This is a genomic window from Micromonospora sp. MH99 (assembly GCF_021442385.1).
GTDB lineage: Bacteria > Actinomycetota > Actinomycetes > Mycobacteriales > Micromonosporaceae > Micromonospora.
In genome coordinates this window covers 21793-39333 of sequence record NZ_MUZA01000024.1, presented here as the reverse complement: position 1 = coordinate 39333, position 17541 = coordinate 21793, and the positions used below count along the sequence as shown (strand labels likewise).

Genomic DNA, 17541 nt, shown 5'->3' with positions numbered 1-17541 from the left:
CTTTCCGTATAGTTCCGGAAAGAGTTTCCAGATAACGACGATACCGCAGGGAGACGCTCATGCAGTACCGCACCCTGGGCCGGACGGGCATCAAGGTCAGCCCGTACGCGCTCGGCACGCTGATGTTCGCCACGGTGATCGGGAACCCCGACCCTGACGACTCGATCAAGGTCATCCACAGGGCGTTGGACGCGGGGATCAACCTCGTCGACACCGCCGATGCCTACGGCGACTCGGAGGAGATCGTGGGCAAGGCCCTCAAGGGGCGCCGCGACAAGGTCATCCTCGCGACCAAGGTGGGCCTTCCCAGGCTGAACGCGCTGCCCCGGACGCCGGGCACGGCCACCGACCCCAACCAGCGAGGCGCCTCCCGCCGCTGGATCATGAGCGCGGTCGAGGACTCGCTGCGCCGCCTGCAGACCGACCACATCGACCTCTACCAGATCCAGCGCCCGGACCCCGACACCGACATCGAGGAGACGCTCTCCGCGCTCTCCGACCTGATCCGCAGTGGCAAGGTCCGGGCGATCGGGTCGTCCACGATGCCCGCATCCGACATCATCGAGGCCCAGTGGGTCGCCGAGCGGCGCGGACTGGAACGTTTCCACACCGAGCAGCCGCCCTACTCGATCCTCAACCGCAGCATCGAGAGCGAGGTGCTGCCGGCCGCGCAGCGCTACGGGATGGGCACGCTGGTGTGGGGCCCACTCGGGCAGGGAATGCTCACCGGCCGGGTCCGCAAGGGCGAGCAGAACGACCTGCGCCGCGCCCGCTTCTCCAGGCACCTCACCGACGAGCTCCGGATCGACGTCGTCGAACAGCTCATCCCGCTCGCCAACGAGGCAGGCATGCCGTTGACCCACCTCGCCATGGCATTCGCCATCGCACACCCGGGCGTGACCAGCGCAATCCTCGGCCCGCGCACGATGGAGCACCTCGACAACCTGCTCGCTGGCGTCGACGTCACGCTCACCGACGAGATCCTCGACCGGATCGACGAGATCGTCGCGCCCGGCACCGATGTCACCCGGCTCGACCAGGCCTACCTGCCCCCGGCCCTGCTGAACCCGAACCTGCGCCGCCGGCCGGTCAGCGAGCGTGGCGCCGCCTGATCAGCACGCCCCCCGTCGAAGACGAAGAGCGTCTTGCCACCCTCGTCTACCTCGGAGCCCAATCGACAGACCGCTCTGGGAGATCGCGGAGTCCTTCATCGAGTGCGTGGCTGGCGAGCTGCCGACGACAGAGCAGGTGGCTGCCCTCCTTGGACCGGCTCTGGCCTCCTTGGCGGCACAGCGAAAGGCCCAGGTCATGATCGGCGATGAAGCCGGTGACCTGGGCCTTTCCGTGGAGCCGCCTGACGGAATCGAACCGTCGACCTACGCATTACGAGTGCGTCGCTCTAGCCGACTGAGCTAAGGCGGCAACGATCAGCAAGTGTACGGCACCCCCCGGCTCCGGACCGAGCGGGATACCCCCGCGCCACCGCCGGCACCAACCGGACAACCACCGCCATCTGGCTAATTACCGGACAGCGCCTCGGCGGGACCGGTACTACGCTGCGGCGCGTGAGTGACGAACGCGACGATCACCAGACCCCGGCGGGCGAGCAACCCGACGGGGAGCGGGCCCCTCGCCGGCCGCGCTCCACCGACCCCCTGGAGTTGGGTTTCACCCCCCGCAAGCCGGTGCCCTGGCTGGCGCCGTTCCTGCTGATCAGCACCGGCATCCGGACACTGTTGGCGATCCTCTTCGGGGCGTACCTGGACAAGCGCGAGCTGCAGAACGCCTTCGGCGACGGCATCTTCCGCCAGGCGGGGCCGGACGGCGGGCTCTGGCTCGACTACGTGGCCGACCTCGGTGACGGCTTCCACGCCACCTACTCCGTCGCGTACCTGCTGGCGCAGCCGGAGCTGACCGTGGACGGGCACCGGCTGCCCCGTGGGCAGACCCTGGTGATGGGCGGGGACCAGGTGTACCCGTCGGCGGCCTACGCGGAGTACGAGAACCGGTGCAAGGGGCCGTACCAGGCCGCGCTGCCGGCGACCCCGCCCGAGGGTCCCACGCTGTTCGCGGTGCCGGGCAACCACGACTGGTACGACGGCCTGACCGCCTTCCTACGGCTGTTCGTCCGCTCCCGGGACCGTAACTTCGCCGGCTGGCGCACCGGGCAGTCGCGGTCGTACTTCGCCGTGGAGTTGCCGGCCGGCTGGTGGCTGCTGGGCGTCGACGACCAGTCCGGCTCATACCTGGACGACCCACAGTTGGCGTACTTCGACGAGGTGGCCCGGCGACTCACCCCCGAGTCGAAGGTGATCATCGCGGCGCCGTCGCCGACGTGGGTCAAGGCCGCCGACGTCCCCACGGCGTACGACTCGATCGACTACTTCATCCGGACCATCATCGATCCGACCGGGGCGCAGGTGCGTCTGCTGCTCTCCGGCGACCTGCACCACTACGCCCGCTATGCCGGCCCGGACCGGCAGCTGATCACCTGTGGTGGCGGCGGCGCGTACCTGTACCCGACGCACAAGCTCCCGGAGCGCATCGAGGTGCCGCCCCGGGACACGCCGACCCGACGGGCCAGCCGCACAGAGCCGTACGACCTGGTGGCCCGCTATCCGGACGCGGCCCGCTCCCGGCGCTACGGCTGGGGCATCTTCGCCCGGCTGCCGTTCCGCAACCCCGGCTTCGCCACGCTGCTCGGCACCCTGCACACCCTGCTGATGCTGGCCATGGCCGGCGCGACGGCGAACTGGGCCGACAGCACCAACCAGCGACTGTTCAGCGTCCCGCTGGTGCTGATGGTGCTCGTGACGGTGGTGGCGGCGGTGCTGTTCGCCAAGCCGCCCAGCGCCAGTGGCAAGCGGCATGTCCGGCACTGGATTCTCGGCGTCAGCCACGGCGTGGCCCAGGTGGCGCTGGCCGCCGGCGGCACCTGGGTCTGGTTGGCGCTGCCGTTCTACGACTGGCCGTGGCCGTTGCCGGCGGTCGCCGCGGCGGTGCTGTACGGCCCGGTCATCGGCCTGGTGGCCAGTCAGCTGGTGGCGGCGTACCTGCTGGCCGCCGGTGCGTTCGGGGTGAACGTCAACGAACTGTTCGCCGGGCAGGGCATCGAGGACTCCAAGTCGTTCCTGCGGTTGCGCATCGACCCGGACGGCACCCTGACGGTCTACCCGCTCGGGGTGGACCGGGTGTCCCGCGACTGGCAGGTGAACCCCGACCAGTCCCCCACAGCCAGCTGGCTGACCCCCCGCGCCCCGCTAACCCCCCACCTGACCGAACCCCCCATCGTCCTCTCCTGACCCACCTGTTGATCAAGAGCTTTGCGTCAGAATTCGGGCTCCGAATGACGCAAAGCTCTTGATCAACAAGATGACCCCGGGGGTTAGGGGGTGTAGTGCTGGTCGTGGGCTTGGCGGGGGGCGCAGACGGAGGCGCGGGAGCAGGAGCAGCGGGAACCGTCGGCGTCCAGGCGGACGGTGACCGCGTCTCGCGGAACGCTGTGGCCGACCACCCGACCGTCGCCCTCGGGGGTGGAGACACGGCTGCCGACGGCCGGCGCGGTCTCCTGGAAGCGCTGGTACAGCGGGTGCTCGTACTTCAGGCAGCACATCAACCGGCCACACGCCCCCGAGATGCGCAGCGGGTTCAACGGCAGATCCTGGTCCTTGGCCATCCGGATCGTCACCGGCTCGAAGTCGGTCAGGAACGTCGCGCAACACAGGTCCCGGCCACACGAGCCGATGCCGCCCTGGACGCGCGCCGAGTCCCGTGCCGAGAGCTGCCGCAGCTCGACCCGGCAGTGCAGGGTGGCGCCCAGGTCGCGGACCAGGGACCGGAAGTCCACCCGGTGCGGGGCGGTGAAGTAGACGGTGCTGCGCTCGCCGCCGCCGTCGCCCGAGCCGAGGACGTGGTCGACGGCCACCACCTTCATCGGGAGGCCGTGCGCACGGATCAACCGCTTCGCCGCCACCTTCGCCTCGGCCTTACGACGGCGCAGCGCCTCGTCCCGGGCCAGGTCGTCGTCACCGGCCAGCCCGACCAGCCGGGGGAAGCCGTCGGTCTCCTCGGTCACCCACTGGGCGGCCCACACGCACTCGGCCACCTCGGGCCCGTCGTCGGTCGGCACCAGCACCCGGTCGCCCACCTGCGGACGCAACTCCCCCGGGTCGAGGTAGTAGAGGCGCCCGTACCGGTTGAAGCTGACCGCGCAGAGCATGCCCATCCCCCCACCTTACGACGCATCACCGCAAAGGACGCAGCGGCCGACCCCCGCACCGCATCCATGACCGTCGACTCGACCTATAGCCGGGCCACCCGTCGTGCCGTTGACCCTCGCCCGGACGGTTGATTCCGGCCGCGGGTGCGGGACAAACGTCTCCGGGCGGCGTTGAGTGGAGGCAGACCTGCGGGGGGTGCAGGGGGAAGACCACGGCGTCGCCGTGGGCGCCGACTCTGCTCGGGCGCCCGCGAGCGACGCCGTGGCCTGTCCGGGGACGCGACGACCGGCTACCAGCCGACCCGGGTGGGCTGGTCGTAGCGGGGACGGCCGTCCATCGACGACCGCCAGGTGGACTCGGCCAGGCTCGGCGCCCACTGGCGCAGCAGTGTCTCGGCACCGTCGTACGCGACGCACAGCACCGCCAGCACCCGCGCGGCGATCTCGGCCGCGTCGGCGACACCCGGCCCGACCGGCGTCAGGCGGGTCGGCGGGCCGGTGGCGGTGGCGGCGACCACGGCCACCGCCTCGGCCGAGCGCAGCACGTCGGCCAACGTCCGGGCCAGTGCGAGGCGGCTGCCCTCCACCCAGTCGGCGAGGGCGTCCGCGTACCCGGCGGTGGATTCCAGTCGCCCGACCAGGCTCTCCGGGCCCTCGTCGAGATGACGCAGCAGCGCGGCGCGCTCCTGCCCGTACGCCGAGGCGGCCGGACCGGACCAGAGCACCGGGTCGGTGAGCGCCGCGCCGACGTCGTCGTACCCCCGGACCAGCCGGCGCACCGCGTGCCCGGCGCTGGCCAGCGGCGCCGGGTGCAGGTCGAGGAAGCCCCGGACGGCGTCACCCGGCAGCACCTGCATCCGGCGCAGCAGAGGCCAGACGCGGTGCCCCTCGGGAACGCCGGCCGCGAGCAACGCGTCCACCCGGTAGAGCAGGTTGAGACCCGGTTCGGCGAGCCGGTCCAGCGGGTCCATCACGGCTCCCCGATGATCCGGCGGCGGGCGGCGCGGTCGACCTCGGCGTACCGGTCGGCGGCCTCGCGGACCGCCGAGGAGGCGGCGGCGAGCCGGGCGGCGGCGGCGCGCGCCTCGCGGGCCCGATCGTCGGTGGCGGCGGTCCACTGTCGGTGCAGCGCGCGACCGATCTCGCCGGGACGGCCCGGGGCGTCCGCGCCGAACGCGGCCTGGGCCGGGTCGCTGGCGGTGACGGTGTGGGACAGCGTGGTCAGGATGGCGCTCGCCTCGTCGAGCCGCGCGGAGAGCGCGCGCAGTGTGTCCATGTCAGGCCCCCGCGAGCGGTCGGTAGGCGGCGAACGTCTCGTTGTGCAGCTTCTCCCGGGCCCACTCGGCGGCGTCGGCGGCCGCGGTGACGGCGGCCTGCACCGAGCCCGCCACGTCTCGTGGGCTGCGGGTGTGCAGCGGCCCGAGGAACCGGACGTCGGTGATCCGCCCGCCGGCGGTGACCACCACCTCGACCAGCCCGTCCGGCGACCGGACGGTGACCTCGACTGTCGAGACGGCCTGGTCGAACTCGGCCTGCAGCGATTCGATGCGGCGGTAGCGCCGCACCGCCTCCTCGATCCAGGCCTCGTCGATCTCCCCCCGCGGCATCGGCGACTCCTCCCGGATGGCCCCTCACTGAGCGTGCCGTCACCGTCACCACGGCACACCGGACCGTACCGCACCGCAATCGCGCGTGTCGATGGCTGTGGACAACCGGCTGGAGCTGCGGGTCAGCCCTTCCAGAGGGCGAGCATCATCGCCTCCACCGCGATCCGTGGCTTGACGTTCGCCTCGATCGCCGCCCGGCAGGCGAGAACGGCCTCCAACCGGCGCAGCGAACCCTCGGCGTCCCACTTCTGGGCCCCCGCGCCGGCGAGCGCGGCGGTGTCGGTGTGCACGGGATCGACCGGGGCCCGCAGCGCCATGGTGAGCGCGTCCCGGTAGAAGCCGGCCAGGTCGACGAGCGCCCGGTCCAGCGCGTCCCGCTGAGCCCTGGTGGCCCGCGACTTCTGCCGCTTCTCCAACTCCTTGAGCTGCCCGGCGGCACCGCGCATCGCGCCGGCCGCACCCCGGCCGGTGCCGCCCGCGCCGAGCGCGGTCTCCAGCGCGGCCCGTTCCGTCGCGTCCGACTCGGACACCGACGCCTCGGCCTCCGCCTCGGCCGCCTCGATCAGCGCGGACGCCGCGTCGAACGCCGCGCCGACGCCGGTCAGCCGGCGCGGCACGGCGAGGACCGCCTCACGCCGCTTGCGGGCCTCCGGATCGCGGGCCAGCCGGCGGGCCCGACCCACGTGCCCCTGCGCGGCAGCCGCCGCCCACTGCGCCACGTCGGGCGCGATGCCGTCCCGACGGACCAGCACCTCGGCCACCGCGGCGGCCGGCGGCTGCCGCAGGGGTACGACACGACAGCGCGACCGGATGGTCACCGAGATGTCGTCAGGGTGGGTGGACGGGGCGCAGAGCAGGAAGACCGTACGCGGTGGCGGCTCCTCGATGGCCTTGAGCAGCGCGTTGCCGGCCGCCTCGGTGAGCCGGTCGGCATCCTCGATGACCACCACCTGCCACCGCCCGCCGGACGGGGTGCTGGCCGCGCGCAACACCAGCGCCCGCATCTCGCCGACGCCGATGGAGAGCCCTTCCGGCACCACCATCCGGACGTCGGCGTTGGTGCCGCCCATCGTGGTGTGGCAGCCGGGGCACTCGCCGCAGCCGGTGCCGTACGTGCACTGAAGGGCTGCGGCGAAGGCGCGGGCGGCGACCGAGCGACCGGAACCGGGTGGCCCGGTGAAGATCCAGGCGTGCGTCATCCCGGTGGACGGGTCCAGCGCGCCGGGCTCGGTGTCGCCGGTCCCGGGAGCGGTCTCGCCGGCCGCGCCTGCGGCGATCAGCGCGGGTGCCCGGTCGGCCACGCCGGCGCGCAGCACGGCCGCCGCCGCGCCGGCGGCCCGGCGCAGTTCGGCGACCGCCTCGTCCTGGCCGACCAGATCGGCGAAGACGTCCGGCATCAGGTCTTGTGCTCCATCGTCACCAGCTCCGCGTCGGATAACTCGGGCTGCACCGAGGTGTCCGGGCCCTGCGCGGGGCGGGGGTGCACGATGCCGCCCGGCTTACCCAGCATCTCCTGCACGCGCCGGACCACCAGGCCGGTGATCTCGTCGGCCGGTCGGGACGCGTCGAGCACCAGGTAGCGCTTCGGGTCGGCGGCGGCGAGGTCCAGGAACGCGTAGCGGACGCGCTCGTGGAAGGCGATCGACTCCGCCTCGAGCCGGTCGGCGCCCGCGTTGCGCGAGGCCACCCGGGACAGGCCGGTCCGGGGCTCGACGTCGAGCAGCACCACCAGGTCCGGCTTGAGCCCTCCGGTGGCCCAGGAGGAGAGCCAGGAGACCTCGTCGACCGGAAGCGTCCGCCCGGCGCCCTGGTACGCGAGTGACGAGTCGACGTACCGGTCACTGATCACCACACCGCCACGGACCAGCGCGGGCCGGACCACTGCGGCCACGTGGTGTGCCCGGTCAGCGGCGTAGAGCAGCGCCTCGGCGCGCGGGGAGGGCGCCTCGTCGCCGGAGGTGTCCAGCACCAGCGACCGGATCCGCTGGCCGACCGCCGTGGCCCCCGGCTCGCGGGTGACCAGGACGTCGTGCCCCTGACCGCGCAGCCGCTCGGCGAGCGCGGTGAGCTGGGTGGACTTGCCGGCGCCCTCGCCGCCCTCGAACACCACGAAGAGCCCGGCGGAGACGAACGGCTCGGAGGGCATCAGCGGGCGACCACGGATCGAGCCCCAGAGGTCGGCGAGGACGGGGACGCCCTTCTTGTCGTCCATCTGGCCGAAGGCGCTGATCCCGGCGAAGATGCCGGCGGCGCCGGCGGCGAGCAGCAGCAGGCGGGTGGAGGAGATGGAGATGCCGAGGTCGGCGATGGTCAGTTTGCGGGAGCCGCCGACGCCGACCAGCACGCTGCTGAGCCCGATGGCCAGGATCAGCACCAGCCGGGTGCCGATCTGCACCACCGCGAAGACCCGGCCCCGCACCTCGTCGGCCACCTCGCCGCCCAGCAGTGTGGTGCCGGCCAGGAAGGCCATCCCGGCGCCGGCGCCGACCAGGACCGCTCCGACGATCGCCATGGACAGGTGGATGGCGAAGGCGAGGGTCATCACGGCGGCGCTGGCCAGCACGATGCTCATGCCGAACCACCGACGCCGGGACATCTCCTTGACGATCATCGGACCGAGGCCGATGCCGAGGGCCAGGCCGACGAAGATGGCGCCGAAGAGCAGCGAGAACGCGGCGTCGCCGGCGCCCAGCGAGTTGGCGAAGAACTTGGCCGTGCCGACCACGATGCCGCCACCGGCGAACGCCCCGAAGATGCCCAGCACCAGACCACGCACGAGCGGGGTCTTGCCGATGTACTTCCAGCCCTCGGAGAACTGCCGGAACATGCTCTGCTCGGAGCGTTCGGCCTCACCGCGTTGCGCCTCGCTGATCTCCTTGATCCCGAAGGCGACCACCAGCGCGGTGGCGAGCCGGGAGAAGGAGTTGAACCAGAGCGCGAGCTGTGCCGGCTCGGCCCAGGAGGGCAGGTCGCCACCGACGGCACCACGGACGCCACGGTCGAGCACGGCCAGGCCGATGGCGGCGGCGACCGGGGTGAGGCCGTACGTGGTGATCAGGGTGAGCTGGTTCGCCGCCTCCAGCCGGGCCCGCGGGATGAGGTTGGGAACCGCGGCCTCCTTGGCCGGGATCCAGAGCAGGGTGATCGACTCGATCAGGAAGGTGGCGATCAGCGCCCAGCCGACCACCAGACCGCCCGCCGCGCCGGTGAGGGCGTAGAGCGGGATGGACGCGAAGAGGACGAAGCGCAGGAGGTCACAGATGACCATCGTCCAGCGCCTGTCGAACCGGTCGGCGAAGACGCCGGCCACCGGGCCGAGCACCAGCGCGGGCAGCAGCCGGATCGCTGTCACACCGCCGAACGCGGCGCCCTGGGCGGTGCTGCCCTGCACCTGGGAGGCGGCGAAGAGAGCGGTGGCCAGCAGACCGAGCCAGTCGCCGAAGGAGGCCGCACCGAGCACGATCCAGAGCCGCCGGAACGGCCTGATCCGCAGAACCGAGCGGATCGCGGCGTAGCCGGACGGATCGACCTGACCGGAGCTGGACTGGTTGGCGGCGTTGCCCGACTGGTCACCCGCGCGCGACACGCCGGGCGACTCGCCGCTGTTCTGGCTTTCGATGGCCGTACCTCCACGTGCCGGCCCATCGCTGGGCACCCCCGGTGGAACACTCTAGACCCGGTGGGGGCCGCCCCACCGGCGACATTCTCCTGCTCGCTGAGCCTAGGCCGCCAAAGGCACCGACCGCAGCCCGGGACGTACGCGAGGGTATTTCGCATTCACCGTCGGACAGTTAGCGTGCACACGTGGCCATCGAAAGCGACAAACTGCGCGACCGCCTGGACCGGGCGACCGCCCATCTCGACCCCCCGTACGCCGTGGTGGATCTCACCGCCTTCGACGCCAACTCGGCGGCCCTGACCGACCGCGCCGCCGGCAAACCGCTCCGGCTGGCCAGCAAGTCGGTGCGCAGCCGGGAGCTGATCGGCCGGGCACTCGCCCGACCCGGCTGGCACGGCGTCATGGCGTTCACAGTGCCCGAGGCGATCTGGCTGGTCCGCGCCGGCATGAGCGACGACGTGCTGGTCGCGTACCCGAGCGCCGACCGGACGGCCCTTGCCGAGCTGGCCGCCGACCCGACGCTCGCCGCCGCGATCACCCTGATGATCGACGGCACCGGGCAGCTGGACTTCATCGACGCCGTCCGCGCCCCGGGGCAGCGCGCCGAGCTGCGGCTCTGCCTGGACCTGGACGCCTCCTGGCGACCACTGCGCGGGGTGCACGTCGGCGTCCGCCGCTCGCCGGTGCACAGCGCCCGGGCTGCCGGCGCGCTCGCCGCCGCCGTCGCCGGCCGCGCCGGCTTCCGGCTGGTCGGGCTCATGTCGTACGAGGCGCAGATCGCCGGCCTGGGCGACGCTCCGCCGGGGCGGACGCTGCTGGCCGGCGCGATCCGGCTGGCCCAGCGCGGGTCGTACCGCGAGTTGCTGGCCCGCCGGGGCGCGGCGGTGGCGGCGGTACGCGAGCACGCCGACCTGGAGTTCGTCAACGGCGGCGGCACCGGCAGCGTGGCCGCGACAAGCGCCGATCCCGCGGTCACCGAGGTCACCGCGGGATCGGGCCTGTACGGGCCGACGCTGTTCGACGCGTACCGCGCCTGGCGGCCCACCCCTGCGGCGTTCTTCGCCTGCGCGGTGGTCCGCCGGCCGACGCCGGAGCTGGCGACGGTGCTGGGCGGGGGCTGGATCGCCTCCGGCCAGGCCGCCGACAGCCGGTTGCCCCGGCCGTGGCTGCCGGCCGGCCTGAAGCTCGTCGCCACGGAGGGCGCCGGCGAGGTGCAGACTCCGCTGTCCGGCGCGGCGGCGGCCACCCTGAAGGTCGGCGACCGGGTGTGGTTCCGGCACGCCAAGGCCGGTGAGCTGTGCGAACGGGTCAACGAGCTGCACCTGGTCGAGGGGGACGCGATCGTGGCGACCGTGCCCACCTACCGGGGCGAGGGCCACGCGTTCCTCTGACGGGCCGCCCCCGCGCGCCGGCTCAGGCGTGCTGGACGGCCTCGGCCTGCTGCTCGGCGGCGGGTCGACCGCTGTCGCGCCCGTCGACCTGGCGATGCAGGTACTCCCGGATCAGCGCCTTCGCCTCGAGCAGCACCCGCTCGTCGCCGTCGGACTTCCGCCGGAACGCGAGCTTGATCAACGCGTCGGCGGCCTCCACCGCGATCTCCAGGACGAAGCGCAGTTTCGGCACGTCCGTGAGCCCGAAGCGCTCGGTGAGCACCCGCGCCAACTGGTCGGCGATCACGCCGTTGTTGTCCCGCTGCTCATCGAGCAGGTGCAGGTCGACCACGTCGCCGAAGTGCAGAGTACGGAAGCCGGGGACGGTGCGGTGCATCGTGATGTACTCGTCGATGCCCGCGTCGACGCCGTCCCACCAGTGGGTCATCTCGTCGGAGGCGAAGCGCTCGTCGAGCCGCTGCAGGTAGGACTCCATCGTGCGCAGGGTCAACGCCTGCACGATCGCCCGCTTGTCCGGGAAGAACTGATAGACCGACCCGATCGCCACTTCGGCCCGCTCGGCGAGCAGGGTCGTCGTCAGACCCTCGTACCCCACCTCGTCGACGAGTTCGGCGCAGGCATCCAACATGCGCTGTACCCGCGCGACACTTCGACCCTGCACCGGTACGCGGCGCAGCGGCCCGGTCGTGGCGGCTGGTGTGGACACTCGGCGCCACCCCCCTTCGACGGATGAACATATCTCCACGTCACGAGTCCGTGACTACCGGTACAACGAGCGGATCGCAATTGCGGTATTTACCAGGTACAACGTTCCTGATATGAAGTCAGTTCATATTCATGAACGAGGAGCGCGCATGGTCGGCACCGCACCGCTCACCGCCCGCTGGTCCAACTGGGCCGGCAACCAGCGTGGCAGCGCCACCGCGATCCTGCGCCCCGGCTCGCCGGACGACGTCGCCGAAGCCGTACGCGCCACCGCCGCCGCCGGAGGCCGGATCCGCGTCGCCGGCAGCGGCCACTCCTTCACCGCTGTCGCCCTGGCCGACGACCGGCGGATGGAGCTGTCCGAGTTGGACACCGGTGTCAGTGTCGACGTCGCGCGCCGACTCGTCACGGTACCGGCGGGAATGACGCTGCACACGCTCAACGGGCTGCTCGCCCGGCACGGCCTCGCACTGCCCAACCTCGGTGACATCGACGCGCAGACAGTCGCCGGCGCGATCTCCACCGGCACCCACGGCACCGGCGCCGGCTTCGGCTGCCTGTCCACCTTCGTCGAGGCCCTCACCCTGGTCACCGGCACCGGCGAGGTGCTGCGCTGCTCCGCCGACGAGCATCCCGACGTCTTCGCCGCCGCCCGGGTCGCGCTCGGCGCGCTCGGCGTCCTGGTCGAGGTGACCCTGCGCTGCGTGGACGCCTTCGTCCTGCACGCCCACGAACGCCCCGCCGCGCTGGCCGACGTGCTCGGCGACCTGCCCACGCTGATCGGCGGCCACGACCACGTCGAGTTCTACTGGTTCCCCTACACGTCCCGGGTCCAGGTCAAGACCAACAACCGGGCGCCCGCCAACGATCGGCCGCTGCCCCGCTGGCGCGGCTGGCTGGACGACGACTTCCTGTCCAACACGGTCTTCGCCGGCGCCTGCCGTCTCGGCCGAGCCGTGCCGGCGCTGGCACCGGGCATCAGCGCCGTCTCCGCCCGCGCGCTCACCGAACGGCAGTACACCGGGCGCTCCGACCGGGTGTTCTGCACCCCGCGCCGGGTCCGTTTCGTCGAGATGGAGTACGGCCTGCCCCGCGAGGCGCTGCCCGAGGCGCTCGCCGCGCTGCGACGGATCGTGGACGGGCTGCCGTTCAAGGTCCTCTTCCCGGTCGAGGTGCGCTTCACCGCCGCCGACGACATCTGGCTGTCGCACGGCTACGGCCGGGACAACGCGTACGTCGCCGTGCACCAGTACGTCGGCATGCCGTACGAGCCGTACTTCCAGGCCTTCGAGAAGGTCGCCGCCGGGTTGGGTGGCCGCCCGCACTGGGGCAAGCTGCACTACCGCGACGCCGCGTCACTCGCCACGGCGTACCCCCGCTTCGCCGACTTCCAGGCCGTCCGCGACCGCCTGGACCCGAACCGGGTCTTCACCAGCCCCCACCTGACCCACGTCCTCGGGGTCTGAGATTCCGCAGACCGGCGTCGCGACCGCGTCCTCGGTGGCGGCGCTCAGCCGCCCGACGCCACCACCTGGTCCGCGCCGGCACCCAGGGCCCGGACGTAGCCGAGCACCCGCCGGCACGCCGCCCGGTAGTCGCCCCGCAGACCTGGCGGGGTGCCCGGGTCGGCAAGTGCCGCGGTCAGGTCAACCAGCCGGAGGGCCGGTGCCAGGTCGGTCCAGGTTGGCAGTGCCTCCATCCGGGTCACCGTCCAGCGCCCCGGGGCGGTCTCGGTGAAGGTCGCCCGGGCCATCACACCCTCGCGGTTGTCGTTGATCGGCTCTTCGTGCCGGGCCAGTTCGTTGCCCATGCCGAAGACCACCCACTTGTCGCCGAAGCGCTGGAACGGCTGCACCGCGTGGGCGTGATGGCCCAGGATGAGGTCCACGTCGGGCGAGGAGATCAACTGCTGGGCCCAGGCCCGCTGGTCGGCGTCCGGCAGGTGCTGATACTCCGTACCCCAGTGCAGGCTGAGCACGACGATGTCGGCGCCGGCGGCGCGCGCCTTGTGGGCGGCGGCGAGGATCGCGGGCGGATCGATCAGGTTGGCCAGCCACGGCTGGCCCGGGGGGCGGCTGAGCCCGTTGAAGTTCAGGCTGTACGCCAGGTGGGCGACGCGGACGTCGCCGACCTGGTAGATCCGGGGCCGGGCCGCTTCGGCGGCGCTGCGGGCGCTGCCGGTGTGCCTCAGCCCGGCGGCGTCGAGTGCGCGGATTGTCCGGGCCACCCCGTCGGCGCCCTGGTCGAGCGTGTGGTTGGAGGCGGTCGAGCAGCCGTCGAAGCCGGTGGCGCGCAGCCCGTCGAGCACCTGCGGGGGCGCGTTGAACGACGGGTAGCCGGCGAACGGGCCGGCGGGATCGGCCAGTGGCGTCTCGAGGTGGCACAGCGCCAGGTCGGCGCCGCGGACCGCCGGGGCGACCCCGGCGAACATCGGGGCGAAGTCCATGCCGCCGGCACGGGCAGCGTCCCGGCGTGCCTGCTCGGTCACCGCTGGATGGATCAGAACGTCACCCGCGGCGACCAGTCGCACGGTCCGCCGGTTGGCGGGATCCCGGGTCGGCCCGGTGGACGACCCGGGGGCGACGGTCTGCGGGGAAGCGTGCGACGCGGTGGCGCCGGCCGGCGAGGGGCTGTCGGCGTCCATCGTCCGGATGCCGACCGCGGCCACGGCGAGCAGCAGCGCACCCGCCGCAGCACCGACGAGCACGCGGCGGCGCGGGACCGGGGCTGCGAACATCCCCTCACGTTAGGCAGTCCACACCAGAGCCCCGCCGCCGAATCGGACATTTAACCCATTAGGGGCGGCGTGCTGGCTGTCACTCCTCGGCGGGGCTGGCGGTGGCCTTCTTCGGGGCCGCCTTCTTCGCCGGGGCAGCCTTCCTGGCCGCCGTCGCCTTGGCGGTGGTGGTCTTCTTCGCGGCAGTGGACTTGCTGGCGGCGGCCGTCTTCTTGGTGGCCGTCGCCTTCTTCGCGGGGGCCTTCTTCGCCGCCGCCTTCTTGCGCGGCGCCGGACCCTTGGCACGCTTGTCGGCCAGCATCTCCGAGGCTTCCTCGAGGCTCAACGCCTCCGGGGTCTGCCCGCGCCGCAGGGACGCGTTGAACTCGCCGTCGGTGACGTACGGACCGAAACGCCCGTCCTTGATCACGAGCGGCTTCTCGGTCAGCGGGTCGACGCCCATCTCGCGCAGTGGCGGCGCGGCGGCCCGCCGGCCCCGGGTCTTCGGCGCGGCCAGCAGGGCCAACGCGTCATCCAGGCTGACCGTGAACATCTGCTCTTCGGACTCCAGCGAGCGGAACTCCTCGCCCCGCTTCACGTACGGGCCGTAGCGACCGTTGTTGGCGAACACCTCGACGCCGTCGGGCGCCACGCCCACCAACCGGGGCAGGCTGAGCAGCCGCAGCGCCTCCTCCAGGGACAGCGAATCCGGAGTCTGCGACCGCAGCAGCGACGACTTGCGCTCGCCACTGGACACGTACGGGCCGAAGCGGCCGGACTTCAGCACGATCGGCTCGCCGGTGGCGGGGTCGTCGCCGAGCTTGCGCTCGCCGCTGCCACCGAGGAACAGCTCGTGCACCTTCTCCGGGGTCAGCTCGTCCGGGGCGAGGCCCTCGGGGATCGGCGCCCGGTCGCCCTGGGGGCCGCTCTCCTCGCCCTCACCCGTGGCGGCCGGCGTCGGCTGCTCACCGCCGGGCAGTTCCCGCTGGAGGTACGGCCCGTACCGGCCGACCCGGACGACGACCTCGCGGCCGTCCTCGTCGGTGAAGAGCGGGATGGAGTTGACGCTGCGCGCGTCGATGTCGCTGAGGTTCTCGGTGACCAGCTTCTTCAACCCGCCGGAGCGGGCGATGTCCTGGTCACCGGCACCGTTGGAGCTGCCGAAGTAGAACGCGGTGAGGAAGTCGACGGCCGCGTGGTCACCGCCGGCGATCTCGTCCAGCTCGTTCTCCATGCTGGCGGTGAAGTCGTAGTCGATGAGGCGGGGGTAGTGCCGCTCCATCAGCCCGATCACCGCGAAGGCCAGGAACGTCGGGATCATCGCCTGGCCGCGCTTGGTGACGTACCCCCGGTCCTGGATCGTCTGCATGATCGACGCGTAGGTCGACGGACGGCCGATGCCCAGCTCTTCCAGGGCCTTGACCAGTGACGCCTCGGTGTAGCGCGACGGCGGCTGGGTGTGGTGACCCTGCGCGGCCAGCTCGTCGGCGGTCAGCGGCTGGTCCTTGACCAGGGTGGGCAGCCGACGCTCGGCGTCCTCGGCCTCGGCGTTCTCGTCGTCGCTGGACTCGACGTACGCGCGCAGGAAGCCCGGGTCGGTGATGGTCTTGCCGGTCGCGCCGAAGTCGGCCTCCTCCTGCGAGGTGGAGACCGCCCGGATGCGCACCGACACACTGGAACCAACCGCGTCGGTCATCTGCGAGGCGATCGTCCGCCGCCAGATCAGCTCGTAGAGCTTGAACTCCTCGGCGGACAGCTCCTTGGCCACCTCGCCCGGGGTACGGAAGTTGTCCCCCGCCGGGCGGATCGCCTCGTGCGCCTCCTGCGCGTTCTTCACCTTGCCGGTGTAGCGGCGCGGCTCCGGCGGAACGCTGCGCTCGCCGTACAGCTCGACGATCTGCCGGCGGGCCGCCGAGATGGCGGTCTCCGACAGGTTCACCGAGTCGGTACGCATATAGGTGATGTAGCCGTTCTCGTAGAGCCGCTGCGCGGTACGCATCGTCTGCTGCGAGGACAGACGCAGCTTGCGGGCCGCCTCCTGCTGGAGCGTCGAGGTGATGAACGGCGCGTACGGGCGGCGACGGTAGGGCTTCTCCTCGACGCGGGTGACGGTGAACGGCCGGCCCTCGAGGCGGGCCGCGAGCCCTCGGGCACCGCCCTCGTCCAGGTGGACGACGCCGGCGCCGGCCCGGACCCGACCCGTGGTCGGCTCGAAGTCCTTACCGGTGGCGATCCGGTCGCCGTTCAACGCGATCAGGGTGGCGTTGAAGGCCCGGGGCCCCTCACCGGCGTTCGCCACGGCGAGGGTGGCCAGGATGTCCCAGTATTCGGCGGTGCGGAAGGCCATCCGCTGCCGCTCCCGCTCGACCACGATCCGGGTCGCCACGGACTGCACCCGGCCGGCCGAGAGCTTCGGCATGACCTTCTTCCACAGCACCGGGGAGACCTCGTAGCCGTAGAGGCGGTCGAGGATCCGCCGGGCCTCCTGGGCGTCGACCAGGTCGCGGTCGATCTCCCGGGGGTTGGCCACCGCCGCCTGGATCGCCGGCTTGGTGATCTCGTGAAAGACCATCCGCTTGACCGGCACCTTGGGCTTGAGCGTCTCCACCAGGTGCCAGGCGATCGCCTCGCCCTCGCGGTCCTCATCCGTGGCCAGGAAGATCTCGTCGACCTCCTTGGCCAGCTTCACCAGCTTGCTGATCTGCTGGCGGCGGTCGGCGGAGACGACGTAGAGCGCGTGGAACCCGTTGTCCACGTCCACCCCGAGGCGGGCCCAGGACTCGCCCTTGTACTTGGCCGGCACGTCGGCGGCGTTGCGCGGCAGGTCGCGGACGTGACCGAAGCTGGCCTCCACGACGTACCCCGGGCCGAGGTAGCCCGAGATCGTCTTGGCCTTCGCCGGTGACTCGACGATGACCAGACGGGTGGTTCCAGCTTTGCTCGGCACGTCTCTGTCGACCTCACTCCTGCTCGTGGCCTTCCGGCGCCCGGACAGCGACCGCTCTCGACCCCGCCGTGGCACCGGCGGTCCGGATGTCCAACGTAACCCGCCGTCCGCGTTTCGGGTTTCGCGGGCGGCAATCCGCTGCGGCGCGGCGCTCACCGCCCCGCCGCGCTCGGCACTGCCGGACGGCGCCACCGTACACCGTGAGTAGGGCTCGAAGCGGGTCACTGTGACGATGGCGGACCCTCGGCCGAGGCCCGACCCGACTGTTTTCCTCTGGATCGGCCCGCCAGCTGTCCGCCACCGGACACCCCGTCCCATACCCCCCACCCGCGTCGAT

General features: G+C 72.2%; 13 protein-coding genes and 1 tRNA gene. 4 read left to right on the top strand and 10 right to left on the bottom strand.

Going from position 1 to position 17541, the window contains the following annotated elements; all coding sequences use genetic code 11:
• Positions 1–59 precede the first annotated feature (59 nt).
• Positions 60–1112, top strand: a complete 1053-nt coding sequence (locus B0E54_RS15095) for an aldo/keto reductase (RefSeq protein WP_234584159.1) — start codon at positions 60–62, stop codon at positions 1110–1112.
• 233 nt (positions 1113–1345) lie between these two features.
• Here B0E54_RS15095 and B0E54_RS15090 read toward each other — a convergent pair.
• Positions 1346–1422: transfer RNA gene (locus B0E54_RS15090), tRNA-Thr, on the bottom strand.
• Between the two features lie 143 nt (positions 1423–1565).
• Between B0E54_RS15090 and B0E54_RS15085 the strand changes: the two genes are divergently transcribed.
• Positions 1566–3302 carry a metallophosphoesterase gene (locus tag B0E54_RS15085; RefSeq protein ID WP_234584158.1) on the top strand — a complete coding sequence of 579 codons (1737 nt, stop codon included), beginning with the start codon at positions 1566–1568 and terminating at the stop codon, positions 3300–3302.
• Between the two features lie 83 nt (positions 3303–3385).
• Here the strand turns inward: B0E54_RS15085 and B0E54_RS15080 are convergent, their stop codons facing one another.
• The 6 genes from B0E54_RS15080 to tmk all read right to left on the bottom strand — a co-directional run bounded on the left by B0E54_RS15080 (position 3386) and on the right by tmk (position 9286).
• Positions 3386–4225 carry a regulatory iron-sulfur-containing complex subunit RicT gene (locus B0E54_RS15080; protein ID WP_234584157.1) on the bottom strand — a complete coding sequence of 280 codons (840 nt, stop codon included), beginning with the start codon at positions 4223–4225 and terminating at the stop codon, positions 3386–3388.
• Positions 4226–4509: 284 nt separating this feature from the next.
• Positions 4510–5190: a hypothetical protein gene (locus tag B0E54_RS15075; RefSeq protein WP_234584156.1), complete on the bottom strand. Its 681-nt coding sequence runs from the start codon at positions 5188–5190 to the stop codon at positions 4510–4512.
• Positions 5190–5495, bottom strand: coding sequence for a hypothetical protein (locus B0E54_RS15070; protein ID WP_234584155.1), 306 nt, complete (start codon positions 5493–5495; stop codon positions 5190–5192). The genes B0E54_RS15075 and B0E54_RS15070 overlap by 1 nt, the downstream gene beginning before the upstream one ends.
• Before the next feature lies 1 nt (position 5496).
• Complete coding sequence (locus B0E54_RS15065; protein WP_007454690.1) at positions 5497–5826, bottom strand: YbaB/EbfC family nucleoid-associated protein; 330 nt, start codon at positions 5824–5826, stop codon at positions 5497–5499.
• A 122-nt stretch (positions 5827–5948) separates the two neighbouring features.
• Positions 5949–7223: a DNA polymerase III subunit delta' gene (locus B0E54_RS15060; protein ID WP_234584154.1), complete on the bottom strand. Its 1275-nt coding sequence runs from the start codon at positions 7221–7223 to the stop codon at positions 5949–5951.
• Positions 7223–9286: a dTMP kinase gene (gene tmk / locus B0E54_RS15055; RefSeq protein ID WP_234584217.1), complete on the bottom strand. Its 2064-nt coding sequence runs from the start codon at positions 9284–9286 to the stop codon at positions 7223–7225. Before tmk ends, B0E54_RS15060 begins: the two co-directional genes overlap by 1 nt.
• Before the next feature lie 344 nt (positions 9287–9630).
• On the opposite strand from tmk, the gene B0E54_RS15050 reads away from it, so the two are divergent.
• Positions 9631–10836 (top strand): amino acid deaminase/aldolase, encoded by a 1206-nt coding sequence (locus tag B0E54_RS15050; protein WP_234584153.1) that lies wholly within the window; start codon positions 9631–9633, stop codon positions 10834–10836.
• A 22-nt stretch (positions 10837–10858) separates the two neighbouring features.
• Here the strand turns inward: B0E54_RS15050 and B0E54_RS15045 are convergent, their stop codons facing one another.
• Positions 10859–11464 (bottom strand): TetR/AcrR family transcriptional regulator, encoded by a 606-nt coding sequence (locus B0E54_RS15045; protein WP_234584216.1) that lies wholly within the window; start codon positions 11462–11464, stop codon positions 10859–10861.
• Between the two features lie 226 nt (positions 11465–11690).
• Between B0E54_RS15045 and B0E54_RS15040 the strand changes: the two genes are divergently transcribed.
• Entirely contained in the window at positions 11691–13007 is a 1317-nt protein-coding gene (locus B0E54_RS15040; protein WP_234584152.1) for a D-arabinono-1,4-lactone oxidase, read from the top strand.
• A gap of 44 nt (positions 13008–13051) precedes the next feature.
• On the opposite strand, the gene B0E54_RS15035 is transcribed toward B0E54_RS15040, so the two are convergent.
• Positions 13052–14278 (bottom strand): CapA family protein, encoded by a 1227-nt coding sequence (locus B0E54_RS15035; protein WP_234584151.1) that lies wholly within the window; start codon positions 14276–14278, stop codon positions 13052–13054.
• Positions 14279–14357: 79 nt separating this feature from the next.
• Positions 14358–17204 (bottom strand): type I DNA topoisomerase, encoded by a 2847-nt coding sequence (gene topA / locus B0E54_RS15030; protein ID WP_234584150.1) that lies wholly within the window; start codon positions 17202–17204, stop codon positions 14358–14360.
• Positions 17205–17541 lie beyond the last annotated feature (337 nt).